This window comes from Mesorhizobium sp. M0894, assembly GCF_040319725.1.
GTDB lineage: Bacteria > Pseudomonadota > Alphaproteobacteria > Rhizobiales > Rhizobiaceae > Mesorhizobium.
Window position 1 is genome coordinate 1 of record NZ_JAMYOG010000039.1, and the last position, 15433, is coordinate 15433.

Annotated in this window: 9 protein-coding genes and 5 pseudogenes; 8 read left to right on the forward strand and 6 right to left on the reverse strand. The window is 58.4% G+C overall.

Annotated features, from left to right (window positions below; genetic code table 11):
• Positions 1-701: 701 nt before the first annotated feature.
• From NKH91_RS31740 to NKH91_RS31750, 3 genes are all read left to right on the forward strand, one after another.
• The gene (locus tag NKH91_RS31740) at positions 702-1826 is read left to right on the forward strand and encodes a M24 family metallopeptidase (RefSeq protein ID WP_352885573.1); all 1125 of its coding nucleotides are present in this window, start codon (positions 702-704) and stop codon (positions 1824-1826) included.
• A gap of 105 nt (positions 1827-1931) precedes the next feature.
• On the forward strand, positions 1932-2615 hold the full coding sequence (locus NKH91_RS31745) for an aspartate/glutamate racemase family protein (RefSeq protein ID WP_352885574.1): 684 nt from the start codon (positions 1932-1934) through the stop codon (positions 2613-2615).
• A gap of 221 nt (positions 2616-2836) precedes the next feature.
• Positions 2837-3619, forward strand: coding sequence for a gamma-glutamyl-gamma-aminobutyrate hydrolase family protein (locus NKH91_RS31750; RefSeq protein ID WP_352885575.1), 783 nt, complete (start codon positions 2837-2839; stop codon positions 3617-3619).
• A gap of 208 nt (positions 3620-3827) precedes the next feature.
• On the opposite strand, the pseudogene NKH91_RS31755 reads toward NKH91_RS31750, so the two are convergent.
• The 3 genes and pseudogenes from NKH91_RS31755 to NKH91_RS31765 form a co-directional block, all read right to left on the reverse strand.
• A pseudogene (locus tag NKH91_RS31755) lies at positions 3828-4462 on the reverse strand (transposase family protein); the annotation flags it as partial.
• A gap of 497 nt (positions 4463-4959) precedes the next feature.
• Positions 4960-6345 (reverse strand): CapA family protein, encoded by a 1386-nt coding sequence (locus NKH91_RS31760; protein WP_352885576.1) that lies wholly within the window; start codon positions 6343-6345, stop codon positions 4960-4962.
• A gap of 450 nt (positions 6346-6795) precedes the next feature.
• Positions 6796-6918 (reverse strand): hypothetical protein, encoded by a 123-nt coding sequence (locus NKH91_RS31765; RefSeq protein ID WP_502899054.1) that lies wholly within the window; start codon positions 6916-6918, stop codon positions 6796-6798.
• A gap of 427 nt (positions 6919-7345) precedes the next feature.
• On the opposite strand from NKH91_RS31765, the pseudogene NKH91_RS31770 reads away from it, so the two are divergent.
• A pseudogene (locus tag NKH91_RS31770) lies at positions 7346-7542 on the forward strand (IS66 family transposase); the annotation flags it as partial.
• Between the two features lie 423 nt (positions 7543-7965).
• Positions 7966-8289 (forward strand): LysR family transcriptional regulator, encoded by a 324-nt coding sequence (locus tag NKH91_RS31775; protein WP_352885577.1) that lies wholly within the window; start codon positions 7966-7968, stop codon positions 8287-8289.
• Positions 8290-9009: 720 nt separating this feature from the next.
• On the opposite strand, the gene gabT is transcribed toward NKH91_RS31775, so the two are convergent.
• On the reverse strand, positions 9010-10314 hold the full coding sequence (gene gabT / locus NKH91_RS31780) for a 4-aminobutyrate--2-oxoglutarate transaminase (RefSeq protein ID WP_352885579.1): 1305 nt from the start codon (positions 10312-10314) through the stop codon (positions 9010-9012).
• 76 nt (positions 10315-10390) lie between these two features.
• On the reverse strand, positions 10391-11098 hold the full coding sequence (locus tag NKH91_RS31785) for a class I SAM-dependent DNA methyltransferase (protein WP_352885578.1): 708 nt from the start codon (positions 11096-11098) through the stop codon (positions 10391-10393).
• A 554-nt stretch (positions 11099-11652) separates the two neighbouring features.
• On the opposite strand from NKH91_RS31785, the pseudogene NKH91_RS31790 reads away from it, so the two are divergent.
• Positions 11653-12045: pseudogene (locus NKH91_RS31790) on the forward strand (transposase); the annotation flags it as partial.
• 511 nt (positions 12046-12556) lie between these two features.
• Positions 12557-13469, forward strand: a pseudogene (gene ltrA / locus NKH91_RS31795) (group II intron reverse transcriptase/maturase); the annotation flags it as partial.
• Between the two features lie 4 nt (positions 13470-13473).
• On the opposite strand, the pseudogene NKH91_RS31800 reads toward ltrA, so the two are convergent.
• Positions 13474-14230: pseudogene (locus NKH91_RS31800) on the reverse strand (ISL3 family transposase); the annotation flags it as partial.
• A gap of 135 nt (positions 14231-14365) precedes the next feature.
• Between NKH91_RS31800 and istA the strand changes: the two are divergent.
• Positions 14366-15433, forward strand: a 1068-nt coding sequence (istA, locus tag NKH91_RS31805) for an IS21 family transposase (RefSeq protein ID WP_502899055.1), incomplete at its 3' end; no start/stop codon positions are given.

Sequence of the window (15433 nt, forward strand, 5' to 3'; positions counted from 1 at the left end):
AACTCGCAAGCCCGTTTCAAGAGCAGCCCGAATCTGATGTATGACGGCCTTCATCATCCGACAAGAATGAAGGGACGCTGAAGTGCATATAAAGCACAGAGCTATAGCTGGTGTGCAAGAGACGGATCTTGTGGACTTGAAGAAGTATGAGCTGCTAATTGCGGTCTCGTGCGACGTATGCGAGATGTGTGGCTATTTGTGGCACTTGGCGCCCCAGCGTTATCTCGGAGTGGCGGTCGCCACAGGAGGCGTTTTTTCGGAGCTGCCCCCTTGCTTCGGCAGCCGGCTCGGCTTCGAACAACTGTTGGATTCCGTTGAAAGCTTGTTGATCGCGGGTTCCGGTTCAAACCTCGACCCTTCCTCTGTCGGTGACACAAGTAAAGTGAATGGCCCCAGTGATTTAGCGCGCGATATGAGCCGCAAAGCAATATATCGCGGCGTGCCGTTGGTTGCCATGTGGTGCGGTCATAGGCCTTGCTCGGCTAGACGTCTCGCTTGGCGACCGCATGGTGGCCGAGGGCCAGTCTGGTCGGGTGACACCGGACTACGTTTTCGATTGAGCCCGGCGCATCGAGCGACCGATGCCCCAGATGCTCATCAGGGTACGGGCATTGCATTGCTCGGATATATCCCGCGGTGGGGCATGGCGATAAGCTAATTATCGTCGATAACGTACACTTCGCACCTATGGAGATTCATTCATGACTCAGCCTCCGCCCTTCCCTCTCGAAGAGTATCAGACGCGCCTGTTAACATTGCGCACCGCCATGGCGGAGCGGAGCGTCGATCTCCTCATCGTAAACCAGCACGAGCACATGGATTATTTCTGCGGTTACGTGCCCACAGCGGCCATGTATCAAGCCGTACTTGTCCCGCTTGAAGGAGAACCAGTTGCTGTGATTCGTGCGCTTGACGCTTCAGCCTTCAGCGAATCGAGTTGGCTTGCCAGTTACGTGGCATTCGTGGACGACGAAAATCCTGTCAAGCTAGTGGCCGAGACGATTAGAGCCCGCAGATATAGCGCATCGACCATCGGCGTCGAACGCGACAGCTACTTCCTCACTGTGAACCGTGCTCTCGAGCTCGAAAGCCTGCTCCCGGAGGCTAATTTCGTCGACTTCTCATCGATCATGTGGGACATGCGCCAGGTCAAATCCCCACTCGAAATTGCTTGCCTCGAAGTAGCTGCGGAGATTTGCGATCGCGCAGCGGCAGCAGGCTTCGAGGTAGCTCGGCCGGGTGTGAATGAGCGCGAGATCTTCGTCGCCCTTACAAGTCAAGCGTGGCGCAGTGGTGCGGACAATGCCCAAGTCGCCGTGATGGCGTCTGGACCTCGCTCGGGAATCTTACACGCCCCACTAACCGGCCGCACGCTAGCCCAAGGGGACATCCTGCATGTGGAACCGGTTCCATCTTTTCGCGGCTATACCGCGCGAATGATGCGCCCGAAATCAATTGGTGCCCCAACGGATGAACAGATGCGAACGGCAGAAGCCATGGTCCGAATTCAGGATGAGCAATTCCCGGCCATGAAACCTGGAGCGGACGCAAAGGAGGTGGACCGGATCGTTCGCGAGGGGATGTTGTCTGCCGGGGTGCGCGACAATTACACCAATATTACCGGATACACTCTAGGTCTTAAGCACCCGCCCCGTACAACTGATTTCACACGCGTATTCCGGCCAAGCAGCGACTGGGAATTGCAGCAAAACCAGGTTTTTCATATGTATACTTGGGCAGGGGGCATGGCCTTCAGCGAAACCATCGTCGTCACACAGGAGGGGGGGAAAAGGTTGACTCGAATGGAGCGTAAGCTTTTCCACTAAACCTGCAATTCTCGGCGAAGCTAGCGTCTGAAAACAGGTCAGTTCGCGCATGGCATCGCCAGCGCGGATCATAAACTTAGTTACCAGAGTTAAAGGAGATTCAGCATGACGACTATAGGGGTACTGTGCCTCTCTAATGGCGGTAGCTACACTGGTCAACATACAGACTTTGGGCTAGGGATCGCAGATCCGCTCCGCTACAAATCAACCCCATTATCTACCCAAATTCCAGGAGCTTGGGCGAGCAATGTTGTTGCCGGCGACCCCTCGTGTGAAATTGAATATCTTAAAGCAGCTCAAGAGCTTGTACGAAAAGGAGCGGACGCCATCACATGTGACTGCGGCTTTACGGTGAGATACCAGCGGGCGATCGCAGAGGCTGTGCCGGTACCCGTATCGACTTCTAGCCTGCTTTTACTCCCAACACTTCTGTCCAATGTTCCTGCGCCGAAAAAAATTGCAGTAATCACCGCTGACTCACGATGCCTAGATACCGACATCTTGGCTATGCTCGATATTGGAGATCCGTCACGGTTGATTTTTGAAGGACTGGAAGGGACTGCAACCTACCATTACATGTGGGCTGAGGACGGCACAATAGACGTCAAAAATGTATTGGTTGACATCGATGATATTGTTTCCCGAATTAATTGTCACAAAGACATCGGAGCAGTACTATGCGAATGTACGATATTAGTGCGCGTCTCGCCTAAAATTCGGAGGGCGACAGGACTGCCCGTCTACGATGCCTTCAACAATGTATCTCTCCTTATGGCTGGCGTCAGCTGAGCGTTCTCAGTGGCACTTTCCCTCCGTCAAAGCTGGATTGCGATAGGCGAAACGGAACTGATTGCGAAACGACTTGGGATCGAGAGCTCGTAGACTCAGCCGTGACGGGGCATGCCGCGCAAGTGCTCTATCGCGGCCATTGCTCTATCGCGGCCATGCGTGGGACCGGTCAGTTTCCAAGTTCAGGAAGGATGTAAAGGTCGGTGAATAGGATCGGTGAAATGTCCAGGAACACAAATCAGCCGCTCGTCGCGGTGTCGACGGATGTCCGCCAGTTCGATGATGCTTGCTGGCACGCGGTTCAGCAGCGATATCTTGAGGCGGCCGTCTCGGCAGGCCTTTTTCCGGTGCTCATTCCTTCTCTTGGCGACAGGCTCCACTTTGACGAACTTCTCGCCGCTGTCGACGGTGTGATGATCACGGGCTCTGCATCGAACGTCCACCCCGCGCTTTATGCTGGCGACGCATCAGATGCGAACGGCCCCTACGACGTTGCACGCGACTCAACTACCTTGCCTTTGATCCGCAAGGCAATCAATTGCGGAGTTCCGTTGCTTGCAATCTGCCGAGGAATGCAAGAAATGAACGTAGCGCTCGGCGGATCGCTAGCGACCGAAATCCAGGAACGTCCCGGCTTGCTTGACCATCGGGCGCCACAACGTGGCAGCTGGGACGAGTGGTTTGCTATCCGACATACAGTGACCATCGAGCCCGGAGGGTGCCTTGCAAGCCTGCTCGCGACCGGAAACTTTAAGGTGAATTCGCTGCACCGCCAGGCGGTGGAGCGCTTGAGCACAAGGCTTTTAGTCGAGGCGGTGGCGGAAGACGGCACGGTAGAGGCAGTTTCGGTGCACGACTCCCTGGCTTTCGCGCTCGGAGTGCAATGGCATCCCGAGTATTGGGTCAATTCCGACGAAGCGTCCGCGCGAATTTTCCGTGCGTTCGGAGAAGAGGTCCGATCTCATGCGAGAGCGCGAACCCGGGTCCCGTCAGCAGCTGCGTAGTTGGTACTCCGTGGCATGCTCAGCCGTTCATCGTGGATCCGATGCGGAGGCCACAGGCCACTCCGCTTCGCGTCACATTGTCGAGGTAAAGTGCCCCGCATGCCCGCCGAAACCTTCTCGTGCGCTGGCGTCTGCTATCCACGGATCAAGATCATCCGCAAGCCTTCGCGGATCATTGTTTCCATCCGGGAAGGCTTCCGGTTACCCACATCGGCGGCGAGCCAGCAGAAAGACGCATCTGGCGCTTGATGGCCGGGGTGACGCGGCGTTTCTGGCCGCTGGTGAAGACCCTGAATTTGTGGCTTTGGGTGCGTTGTGGCCGCGATGCGACGATGCGGCCGATCTGGTCGCCGGGTCTTTTCCATGTCCGGATGACGCTTGCCAGCGTGTGGCCGTCGTAGCGGTTGCCGGGCAGTGCGTTTGCATGCAGGGCGAACTGGCCACCCTTGGAGCGCTTCAGCGTGGTGGCCACCGACACCCTTCACCCCGAACTCGCATATGCGCCTTGCGCTTGCCGATGCATTCCACCTCATGCGCGTGCAGGCTGTAGATCCTGCGGCCGCGCTGGCGCTGACGCTGCTCGAGAACGGTGGCGGCCGGATAGAGCGGCCATTTAAAAAGCGCGTCCAGTTCCGCACCGCCGGCGACCTGGCGGGAGATGTCGCGAATGGTCCGGCCGAGATAGGTCTTGAGCCTGCGCAGCGCCTTGTTTGCCCGCTTGAAATGCTTGGCGTGGGCATAGCGCTGGTGGCTGATCAGCGCCAGCTTGCCGACCCGTACATAGCTCTGGCGCAAATTGGGGCCCGTCCTCTTGGCCAGAAACTCCGTGCGGAAGCGGCAGCGGGTGAGGTGACGAAGCGGCTGCAGACTATGCGGCGATCGGGCCGGTCACGGCCTTGGCTATCGAAGCGATCCTCGCAAGTCCCTACCGGATTAGCGAGATCGACCTCGGAGATGCCAAAGGATGCCCCGGGTTCTGTGCGTACGATCGATAGGGGGCTGCCCGACGCGACGATCGCCGCGAAGCATCTGCTACCTGAGCCGTCGCGCATCGCGTCGGGCAATGACCCGAGGCGCTGCCGCGCTGCAATCGTGGCCGTCCTTAGGCGTACAGGCGTACTGCGGACAGCGGCGACGCTCTAGTAAGCGCGACCGAGACCTTGAGATAGTCATCGTCCTGCAATAAATCTGAAGCCACTTAAAACGGCTGCCGCCGATCATTATCGACGGCGGGGGCTGGGATCGAGGTCAAACCTCACTGGCGCCAACCACCGCGCTGGATTTCGTGTCGCAGTGTTCTGCCACGATGATCGCGCGAATGTTACGACGCGTCAGCGGCGTTATGGCAAACCTGACCCTGTCTTGATAACTCCAATATTGTTCTTGATGACGATTTTGGTCCCAAATGACTCTGATAGCCTCTGCAGGCGCTCCAGAATGGCTCTCGCTTGTCCTTCGGCGGCAAGCCGTGGAATACCTCGGTTGGCAAACCTGTGAGAAAAGCCGAGTTCGACCGGAACGAGGTGCAATTCCGCGAGCTGATTCTGCTCAAATTTGCTTACGGCAATCACGCTTTCGTAGAAAACAGGATCCGTGAATGCGACATCGTCGTCATATCCTTCTGCCATCTCCTGGACAGATACTTCCGCGTCGGTGTGAATCCGAGGGTCCTTTCCGCGAGCTTCAAACATTTCCGCTCCGACGGGTGTGTGCAGGTCATCCATCATGAAGTTACCTAGGCTGTAGAGAATCGGGCGACCCTTATAGATCTCTATGCCCCGTAGCTGGTGTGGCCCATGCACTACGTATGCATCTGCCCCAGCATCAATGACCTTATGCGCGAAGCCTCGTTCATAGTCAGCCGGATACTGGCTCCAATTTCCCGGTTCATGTCCATGATTTGTGACAAGGCAGAAGTCAGAAAATTGTTTACCTCGCCGAACATTTCTCAAAATGTCAGCTACGTCTCGTTCATTGGGTACGTAGCTATAATTAGCCTCAGCACCTAACTTGTAAGTTACTTCAGCAAGAACAACTTCGTCTGACTCGCCACCTAGAAATTTGAAGCCTGGAAGTGCATCACGAATTCGCCTTACGCTCTCAAGCATCACTCGTGGAAGCAGAATTTTTCGGGACAGACGCAGAGCGTTGACACCCGGTCTGCCGGGTGCTTCACCAGCCGGATCACCAGCACGAGACGGAGGTAAGAACGTTGAAGCAAATGACAGTAGTGAAGTACGACCACGTGGCGTCTCAAAAAATCGCGCCGCCCCCGCTTGCGCCAAATTCTCACCTACCCCTGCGTAGATGATTTCGTTCTCGTCCAGTATCCGACAAGTCTCGCGCATACCTTCTAGGCCCCAATCAAATGTGTGATTATTGGCGTAGCTCAGCATATCAAAACCCATCTTTTTCAGGTCGGCCCCGAGTTCTGGGAGGCTAATATGATAGGCGCCGCCATGCTGAGCCTGTGGCGACCCTTCGAATGAGCGAATGTCAAAGATGTTTGTTTCAAGGTTGCCGAATGTAACGTCTGCGTCATTCAAGATCTTGACCACAGCGCTAAACCCAGGATCTTCTAATCTGGTCAGGGCCCGTGCCACGATAAGGTCCCCAACCGCCACCATTGTGAAGCCGTCTGCAACGCTCGTGGCTGTTGATCCTACGGAATCAAAGTCAGCCCGCTGAAGGGATCTATAACCATCCTGATGTTCGCGTTCTTCCAAGGGATGCTCCTATACCTTACCATTGATGAGGTCGGCTCTCGTTAGGTTTATTCCGTAGTGCGGACATGCGACAAACGCATCACTAGCTTCAACCTGCTCCACATCCATTTAGCATACCGCCTTCATCGAGGGTAACGCGAAAAAATAGACTGCCGATTAACTTTATTTCACTCGCTCGTCCGTTTCTTTTTGTTTGCGACCATCAACGTCGCTGGTGGTGCCCATTGACTTTGACGCGATTTTGGCGAGGTTGTGATCCGAGTATGTGACCGCTGAACCCTCGGTCCCTTGTCGTTGCAGTCCCGGATCAGGTCAACGCCCTGGCTACTCAGGGCGGCTGCTCGGTGAGTGCCAGAACGACTGCGCAAGGCTGATCGTCAAGGTCGATGGGTCGGTCACCGGATCCATTTCGATGTGTATCGCGCAACTTGGCTGTAATGGATCTGCTCTTCACCGGTGACTCGCCGGCCAGAACGACCATCCGGTCTTCGCCAGTGCTTCAGAAGTGACGCGCATTCTAGGGTTGTTACAGAGGATCGCATCGAGGATGGCGTCAGAGATGTTGTCTGCCATCTTATCCGGCTGTCCCGGGGTTCGGAAGAGAACAGGAGCTGCTTAGTCATGGAAACCCCTCGCTTCGGCTGTTGGAATTGTGTGAGAATGGTCTGGATCGGTGTTGTTGACGTCGGCGATGCCGACAACCTAGAGCAGAATGAGCGTGGCCGAACATCTTCCTGGCACGACCGCATCGAACCCGCGCGCCTCGGGCAGGCCCGACGGCATTGAATTTTCCTAAGCGCGAACCATTTCACACGGTATACACGCGTAGGTGCTGGTCATCTGTGAAAAATTGTAAAAGATACGGAACGGTACGATTACAAGTGGTTCATGAAGCAATAGAACCAACAGAAACCGGCAAATCAAATCTTCCCCGCCAAAATCAGGCACCTATCTCTCCGCGGAGGCCTGACCTTAACCAGGATGCCAAGTCTCTCCTACGCTGAGCCTCTCCACGCTCGCGGACCAGGGGGGCGTCTGTGCCGCGGTTTTGAAGGCCGTCACGCGCTGATCGAGGCGCATGTGCTTGCTGCGAAGCGTCTGCATGATGACGGCACGCCCGTGCCGGTCCTGGCGAACCGCAAAACCGATCCCGGTCGGGAGGTTTATATCCGAGCTTCTCCCCCAATGGCGAATCGAGTCGTGGCTGAGCTCCCGCGCTGACTACCTCGACGGGGAAAGGGTGGCGGGTATGACCCGAGTGACGGGGGTTTCTTCATACTCCTCATACGGCCGGATCCCACGTCGTCGATGTGACGATCCCGCGCACGTCTATCCACAAACCTCCTGTCCAATGCTGGACAAGAATGTCGGAAATCAGACGAAACGTTCGCCAAAGTCGGGCCGTCGGTATGGGTGAATGGTGCAGCTAAAACGGTGCGTCAATCGGCACGCAATTTGCTGGGTCACCGCAGACGGCCGCAATCCGTCACGGAGGCCAGTGGTGATTGAGCAGTCTCTCAACTTTGACGCGTGTGAACTGAGGGCGATCGTTTTGTGGGCCAGCGGCCGAGCGGATACCCTGTTGTTGGTTCGCGACTGCCGGTGTGATTGAGTTTTTCAATGGCTCGTCAATATTATGATCTCCCGTCACTGACTGCCCTCACTGCATTCGAGGCCTCGGCACGCCATCTCTCATTCAAGCTTGCGGCTTCCGAGCTGGGCGTGACATCGGGAGAAATCAGTCGGCAGATCAAAGCCATTGAGTACGACCTTGGTGTTCCGCTGTTTGTGAGGCGAGGAACCGGCGTGATGCTTACTACCGCTGGCAAAGACATCTACAGCGTGCTGGCAAGCAGCCTTTCCAAGGCTTCCGATGTCGTCAGGACCATTAAACGCGATCGTTCCGGGAACGTCGCGATGCCTCCAGCGATACGCTCGCATTGATGTGGTTAATGCCGAAGCATGCCGCGCTATTGGCACTGCGTGCTGATATCAAAGTTGACCATGTGAATTTCCGACAGTTCGCGCCACTATTGGGTGCGCCCAAGTCGAACTGCGCATCCTCTATGATGCAGCTCATGGCCTGACGAGACAGCGGAACTGTTGTCGGGCGACGTCATCTACCCGGTCTGCGGTCCCCGGCTTCGCCCAGGAGCACAGCGAAGCCACCAAGTGCTTGCCCCAACTGCGCTCCTAAAGGTCAACGGGTTGAACCGACTGGGCCGGCTGGGATGAGGTGCTGCCCCGCGGGGATTACGCACACGCCGCTTCGCGGCCATAGGTTCAGCAAGTTCTTCGTGCCTTTGCACCCTCCGGCTGATCAGGGCCTTGCCGTGGGCTGGCACCGGCCGGCGCGAACATGGTCCTAGAGGACAAGCTCATCAGGAATCACCGACCGAACTGTACGCCACGGGAGGATACTAGATACTATCTCTGACGTGGAACGACAACCGGACCCTATCTCCGGGGGCCGAGCGGCTGCGCGAGTGGTTGCGGAAGATCTCGGCCGAAGGGCTGAACGCTTGAAGTTAGAACTCGCGCCGGCGCGCCTTTGCATGAAGCCGACATTGGACAGTGCCCAGCGGATTTCCTTCGCCACGCTTGGCGCGTCGACAGCGGTTAGCTCCAGGCGCGACAGATAACATCTTGTCGGGATCATATGGATCAAGCGTGCGCAAGCGTGGTCACCCGCCCAAGCGACTCCTCGAAAATCGCCAACGCTTCGTCGATGATCTCGTTCGATACTGTAAGCGGCGCAAGGACGCGGATGACGTTATGCGCGCGTCCGGCCGAGGCGAGCAGAAGACCGTGCGTCGCGGCGTCTTCCACAAGCCTCGCCGTCAGCGCTGTCGCCGGGCGCTGGGATATTGCATCGTCAACGAGTTCAATGGCGATCATAGCGCCCAAACCGCGCACCTCGCCGATAATTGGGCAATTGGTCCTTAGATTGAGGGAGCGGAACCCGGTGGTGAGGCGCTCGCCGATTTCCATGCTACGGGCAGTCAGGTTTTCCTCCTCAAGCACGTTCAGGGCGGCAAGTGCCGCTGCGCATGCAAGGGGATTCCCTGCATAGGTGCCTCCGAGCCCGCCCGGCGGTACAGCGTCCATGATCGCCGCCTTGCCGATGACAGCGGCGATTGGGAGCCCGCCGCCGAAACTCTTTCCCAGCGCTACAAGATCCGGCTCCACCCCTGAATGCTCAATCGCGAAAACCCGGCCGGTGCGGGCGAAGCCGGACTGGACTTCATCGGCGATCAGAACGATGCCGTGAGCGTCGCACAAAGCGCGCAGACCGTGCATGAACTCGGGCGGCGCCGGCAGGAAACCAGCTTCACCCTGGACCGGCTCGATCACCATGGCTGCAACTTGGTCGGGTTCGATCTGCGTCTCGAACAGGTCTCGAAGCGCTTCAAGGGCCTCGTCTGCACTGGGGCCTCGATAGGCCGAAGGAAAGGGCGCGTGGTAGACATCGGTAGGGAAGGGGCCGAAACCGCGTTTGTATGGATCGAGCTGTGAGGTCATCGCGAGGGTCAGTAACGTGCGTCCGTGAAAACCGCCGCTGAAGACGACGACACCCCTTCGACCTAAGTGGAAACGAGCGATCTTTACCGCGTTCTCCACCGCTTCCGCGCCAGTGGTGACAAGCAGGGTTTTCGCCGGCGTGGGAAACGGAGCTATCGCGTTGAGGCGTTCCGCGAGCCGCACGTAGCCGTCATAAGGAATGCTGCCGAAGAAGGTATGGGCGAAGCACTGGAGTTGCGTTCTGACCGCATCAACGACCTGCGGATGCGAATGTCCGACCGCAAGCGCGCCCATGCCGCCGATGAAATCGATGTATCGACGGCCCTCCGTGTCCCAAATCTCTGCGCCTTCGGCGCGTTCCGCGCATACCGGAAACGCACATGCAACGCCACGCGGCAGTGCGCTCTCACGTCTTGCCTGGAACTCCGCGCTCGATCGTGCCGTCATGCCGCAATGCACTCCCCTGTACAAACACGCCTTGCATCGGCTGCCAGCTTCGCCAGCGAGATTTGTGGCAGCGTGATCATGGCCGCTCCTCCGTTGGTGCGCTGGCCTTCTCGAGCACCTGGAAAACCCAGTAGTGCGCGTCCTCCTCGGCGACGTATCTGGCGTCGTTTAGACGCTGTGCCGGCACAAGGATGCCCGCATCCTCCAGACGCCGCACCTCGTCTTCAAAGGATGCGGTCTCCGCATAGCTCTTGCGGGTGCTTGCGATGATGAATCCGTTTGGGCGCGTGACGCGAGCCAGTTCGCGCAGTGCATCCGGTCGGACATGTCCGAGCGTAAAGACGCCGCAGCAGACGGTGATGTCATAGCTCGCACTGGAGTGGTCGGAGAGCGGCCCGTTAAGGTCGACGCCGCCTCGAACGTGGCGGTAGACGCAGGTTTGCCGCGCCTTTTCGGCCATCTCCTCGGAGAGATCGAACCCGTCGATCAACCGGAACCCGAGGCGTTCCAGTTCCAAGCCGGCGAGGCCTGTCCCGCAGCCAGCGTCCAGGACTGCGATGGCTGCTCGCTGAATGGCCAAATAGGCCGTCTGCACGGCACCCGCCAGTTCCGCCACGATCATCGGCCCACAGTATCCATCGCGACCCACATCCAAATCGTAGGAACTGGCCCATCCGCCATAGAAGTGAGCCAAGCGACCGGCATCCCCGTCGAGGCCGTGGGAATCCTTGATGCGCTTTCGTGCGGCTTGCTCCAGTGCTTTCTGCTTATCGAGAGTGTTCATGATAATTTCCTCCGTGTAAGGGGAGATGCGCATCCGGCGGCGCGCCGGTCGGTACCTGCTGCCGCCTTGCAATGAGGGCATCAAAACTCGTGCCAATTTGGCCGAACGAGGCGGAGAAGACTCTTTTGTGACTGTTTTCAGCTGTTTAGCCTGAGGTAAAACAAGAAAGTGGGCAAACAAGCCTGCGTCGCGGACCCGACAAAGCTGCGGATGCCGATCACTTTAGACCGCTATACGTTGCCGTGCCTGGACAGTCACAACGGCAGGCGAGCCGCGCTTCGCCGAGCGTTGGCAGCCGCGGACCGAGACGGATCAGGCCGCCATCGGCCTCTGCTTCGTGACGGCCGGCACTGATCGCATCGGCAAAGTAATCATGGCCACCAATCCTCTTCAGGGTCTTTCGGAGCGCGGAGGTCTCGGAATAAGTACAGTTGTCATCCACAGCAGCGGACTTCTCAACCCATACGAGCGGCCAATGAACTCTCTTTGGCCGGTCACTGGTGCCGCCGAGCGGGGATATTCGGTCGCGGGTCTTGAAGGCTTCGGACGAGGGCATGTCGGCCCGGCAAGCGGCGGCGCGGTTGGGCGTGGGAGTGTCCAGCGCGATCCGCTGGATTGCGCGGGCGAAGATCGGCGAACTGGCGCCACGCCCGCAGGGCCGCCGGGCCGCACCTCCAGCCTCGATACGCATGAAACCTTCATCGTCGGGCTGATCGAGGAGCGCAAGGACATCACGCTGAACGAGATGGTGGAGCGGCACGTCGCCGAGCAGTCGGTGCGGATCGGCCGCAGCGCCTTGAGCGCCTGGCTTCGCGGCCACGGCTGGATATTCAAAAAAGTCCGCGCACGCACTGGAGCAGGATCGCCCCGACGTCCTGAAGCAGCGCCGAGAGTGGTTCGACGGCCAGCTCGATCTCGATCCGGCGAAGCTCGTGTTCATCGATGAGAGAGAGCAGCGGAAGGAGTTCAACATGAACTAAGACCCTAGCGTAAAGCTGCGTGAATAATGGGGGACGGCCCTCCGGGATCGGCTTTCAGGAGCAGGTCTCAAACCAGTCCAAGCTGCTGCGGTAAAGAGCCGTGGTGGTGAGCGTTGGATGAAAAGTTCGGACGAGATCCGAGCAGGTGGGTGTCCGAAAGACGAACGAAAGTGAACCCTTCAAAGATGCGTCGTTATGAACCTAAGTGTCGCCGAAACCAGGACCGTCTCGTCATCCTGGGACAAGTCCGCCGGGTGCCTGATGACAGGGCGACCGGCGTTGAGGGGGGCATTCGCGCGAAACTGCAGGAACCAGGCTCCTGATGCAAAGGGAGAAGCTCAAGCGGGCCAAACCGCAAGGCGAGAGTACCGATGCAGGAGACTGGGGCGGACCGGCCCGTATGAGCGTTGAAGGCCCTGTAATGGGGCCAAAGGGGTCGGATCAGGTGGTCGTATTGTTTGGAACAACTGGAAACAGGATGACTTCGGAAGATACGACAGACAAGCCGTTTCGAATTGCGAAACGACAAGTGTACGAAGCTTACAAAGCGGTCAAAGCCAACCAGGGCGCAGCCGGGGTGGACGGGCAGACCCTGGAGATGTTCGAGAAGGACCTTGCAGGAAACCTCTACAAGGTCTGGAATCGGATGTCCTCAGGGACGTACTTCCCGCCGCCGGTTCGCGCTGTCTCCATTTCGAAGAAGAGTGGGGGCGAAAGGGTTTTGGGTGTGCCCACCGTCAGCGATCGGATCGCACAGATGGTGGTCAAGCAGATGATTGAGCCGGATTTGGACATCCTCTTTCCTCCAGACTCCTACGGCTATAGGCCGGGAAAATCGGCTCTGGATGCAGTTGGCGTCACGCGTCAGCGATGCTGGAAGCATGACTGGGTTCTGGAATTCGACGTCAAAGGGCTGTTTGACAATCGATCTCCTGCTGAAGGCGGTCAGGAAGCACGTCACATGCAAGTGGGCTCTGCTCTACATTGAAAGATGGCTGGCAGCGCCGATGGAGAAGAACGGGGAAGTCGTCGAGCGCACACGCGGTACCCCGCAAGGGGGCGTTGTCAGCCCGATCTTGTCGAATCTCTTCATGCACTATGCATTTGATCTGTGGATGACCCGGACGCATCCTGACCTTCCATGGTGTCGATATGCGGACGATGGTCTTGTGCATTGCCGGAATGAGCAGGCAGAAGCCCTCAAGGCGGAGCTTGGTGCTCGACTGGCAGCATGCGGGCTTCAAATGCATCCGACAAAGACCAAGATCGTCTATTGCAAAGACCAAAGGCGCAGAGGGGAATACCCGAATGTCGTGTTTGACTTCCTCGGGTATCAGTTCCGGCCGCGACGCGTGGCGAACACACAGCGAGATGAGTTCTTCTGTGGTTATGCCGCATGGATTTGCTGACTGCATCAAGGAAAGCGCGGCTGGCGTTTTCCATCAGATGCCAGCGGTCGGCCACCTGAGCGGCATGAGGCAAGGCCTTGGCGATCGCCTCGCCATATCCGCCACCCCGATCGCGAGCGACAGTCACAATTGAAGGATGGTTCGCCAGCCAAAGCCTGCGATGTCGCCTGTTCGCGATCAGGCAGCAATGTAACCGGCCTGCGGCGCTCAAGATCGCACACAATCGTCCCGTATCGTTGGCCTCGCCGGAACGCGAAGTCGTCGATGCCGATGATAGCGAGCTTATCGCGCGGCTGTTCAGTCCGCCGGCGCACGACACGCAACAGGGTATCGTTGCTCACCGGCATCATCAGGCGATTGGCAAAGGCTGCGGCAGGCCTGCCGCCCTGCGCCAGTCCCAAGTGATGAACGATGGTCTCAAGGCGTCCGGTTCTCCGCGATAACGGGGATAAAACATCGGCGCCAAACCGCTCGGCAAAATGCGCCGGCGGCAAAGAACGGCGTCGCACCAGAAACTGCGAACCGTCACCCGCAAGACAACCCGCCGGCCGGCGATGGGCAGATCGGCGGCTTGCCGCATATATCGGCTCTGGGTCCGGCGTGAACTCGTCCCGCAGCACGGGCATGTGGCCGAGAGCGCCGTAGCGCGCACGTCAAGAAATACACAATCCGTGTTGATTTCGGCATTGCTCGACGAGCAGCCCCGCCGGCGCCAGTCTCGTCGACCCAAATCTCTGTTCCATCGCGCTGATTCCCTCTCGAAAATTGCGCGACATCACGCTGCGCATGCAGCGAGATTGAGTCTGACCGCAAACGGGACCCCTTAACGTGGGGTCATCAAGATGCGTCCGGTTTGATCGGAGGCATTTGTGTTTTGGATGTTGGTTGTGGAGACGATTGCAAAGATACGCCGGCTGTCGCTGGTGCAGGGGAAGTCGATCAAGGCGATCTGCCGTGAGTTGAAGATCTCCCGGAAGGTGGTGCGCAAGGTCCTGCGATCGGACGAGACGGAGTTCCGCTACGAGCGCAAGCATCAGCCTTATCCCCAGATGGGAGCTTGGCGTGAGAAGCTGGATCTGCTGCTGTCGGCAAACGCGGCCAAGCCGCAGCGTGAGCGGCTGACGCTGATCCGGATCTTCGAGGAGCTTCGCGGCCTCGGCTATGACGGCAGCTACAGTTCGGTGTGGCGGCATGCGCAGGACTGGGATGAGCAACGCGGCAGCGCCGCGGCCGAGGCCTACATTCCGCTGAGCTTCGCACCGGGTGAGGCCTACCAATTCGACTGGAGCCACGAGATTGTCCTGCTGGACGGCGTGACGGTGACCGTGAAGGTTGCCCATATGCGGCTCTGTCACAGCCGCATGTTCTTCGTTCGGGCCTATCCCCGCGAGACGCAGGAGATGGTGTTTGACGCCCATGATCGGGCGTTCGCCTTCTTCCGCGGAGCGTGCACGCGCGGCATCTACGATAATATGAAGACGGCTGTGGACGCGATCTTCATCGGCAGGGATCGCCGCTACAACCGCCGCTTTGCGCAGATGTGCGGGCATTACCTTGTCGAGCCGGAGGCATGCACGCCGGCGTCGGGTTGGGAGAAGGGCCAGGTCGAGAACCAGTTCGGACTGGTGCGCGAGCGCTTCTTCACGCCGAGGCTACGCGTCAAGACGTTGGAGGATCTGAACGGCTGGCTGGCCGACAAATGCGTCGCCTATGCCAAGGCGCATCGGCATCCCGAGCAGGGCGATCGCACGGTCTGGGAGGTGTTCGAGGAGGAGCGGGCCACCTTCATCCCCTATGCCGGGCGCTTCGACGGCTTCCACTGCGTTCCCGGGAACTGTCAGGAATTCTGTGCGCGAGGCCGGGTTTCGTCATTGGCTGACGAACCTTTCGCCGAAGACGACGGCGAACTGGGTCTTGGCCTCGAACCATTCGCGCGGCGGTCGTTT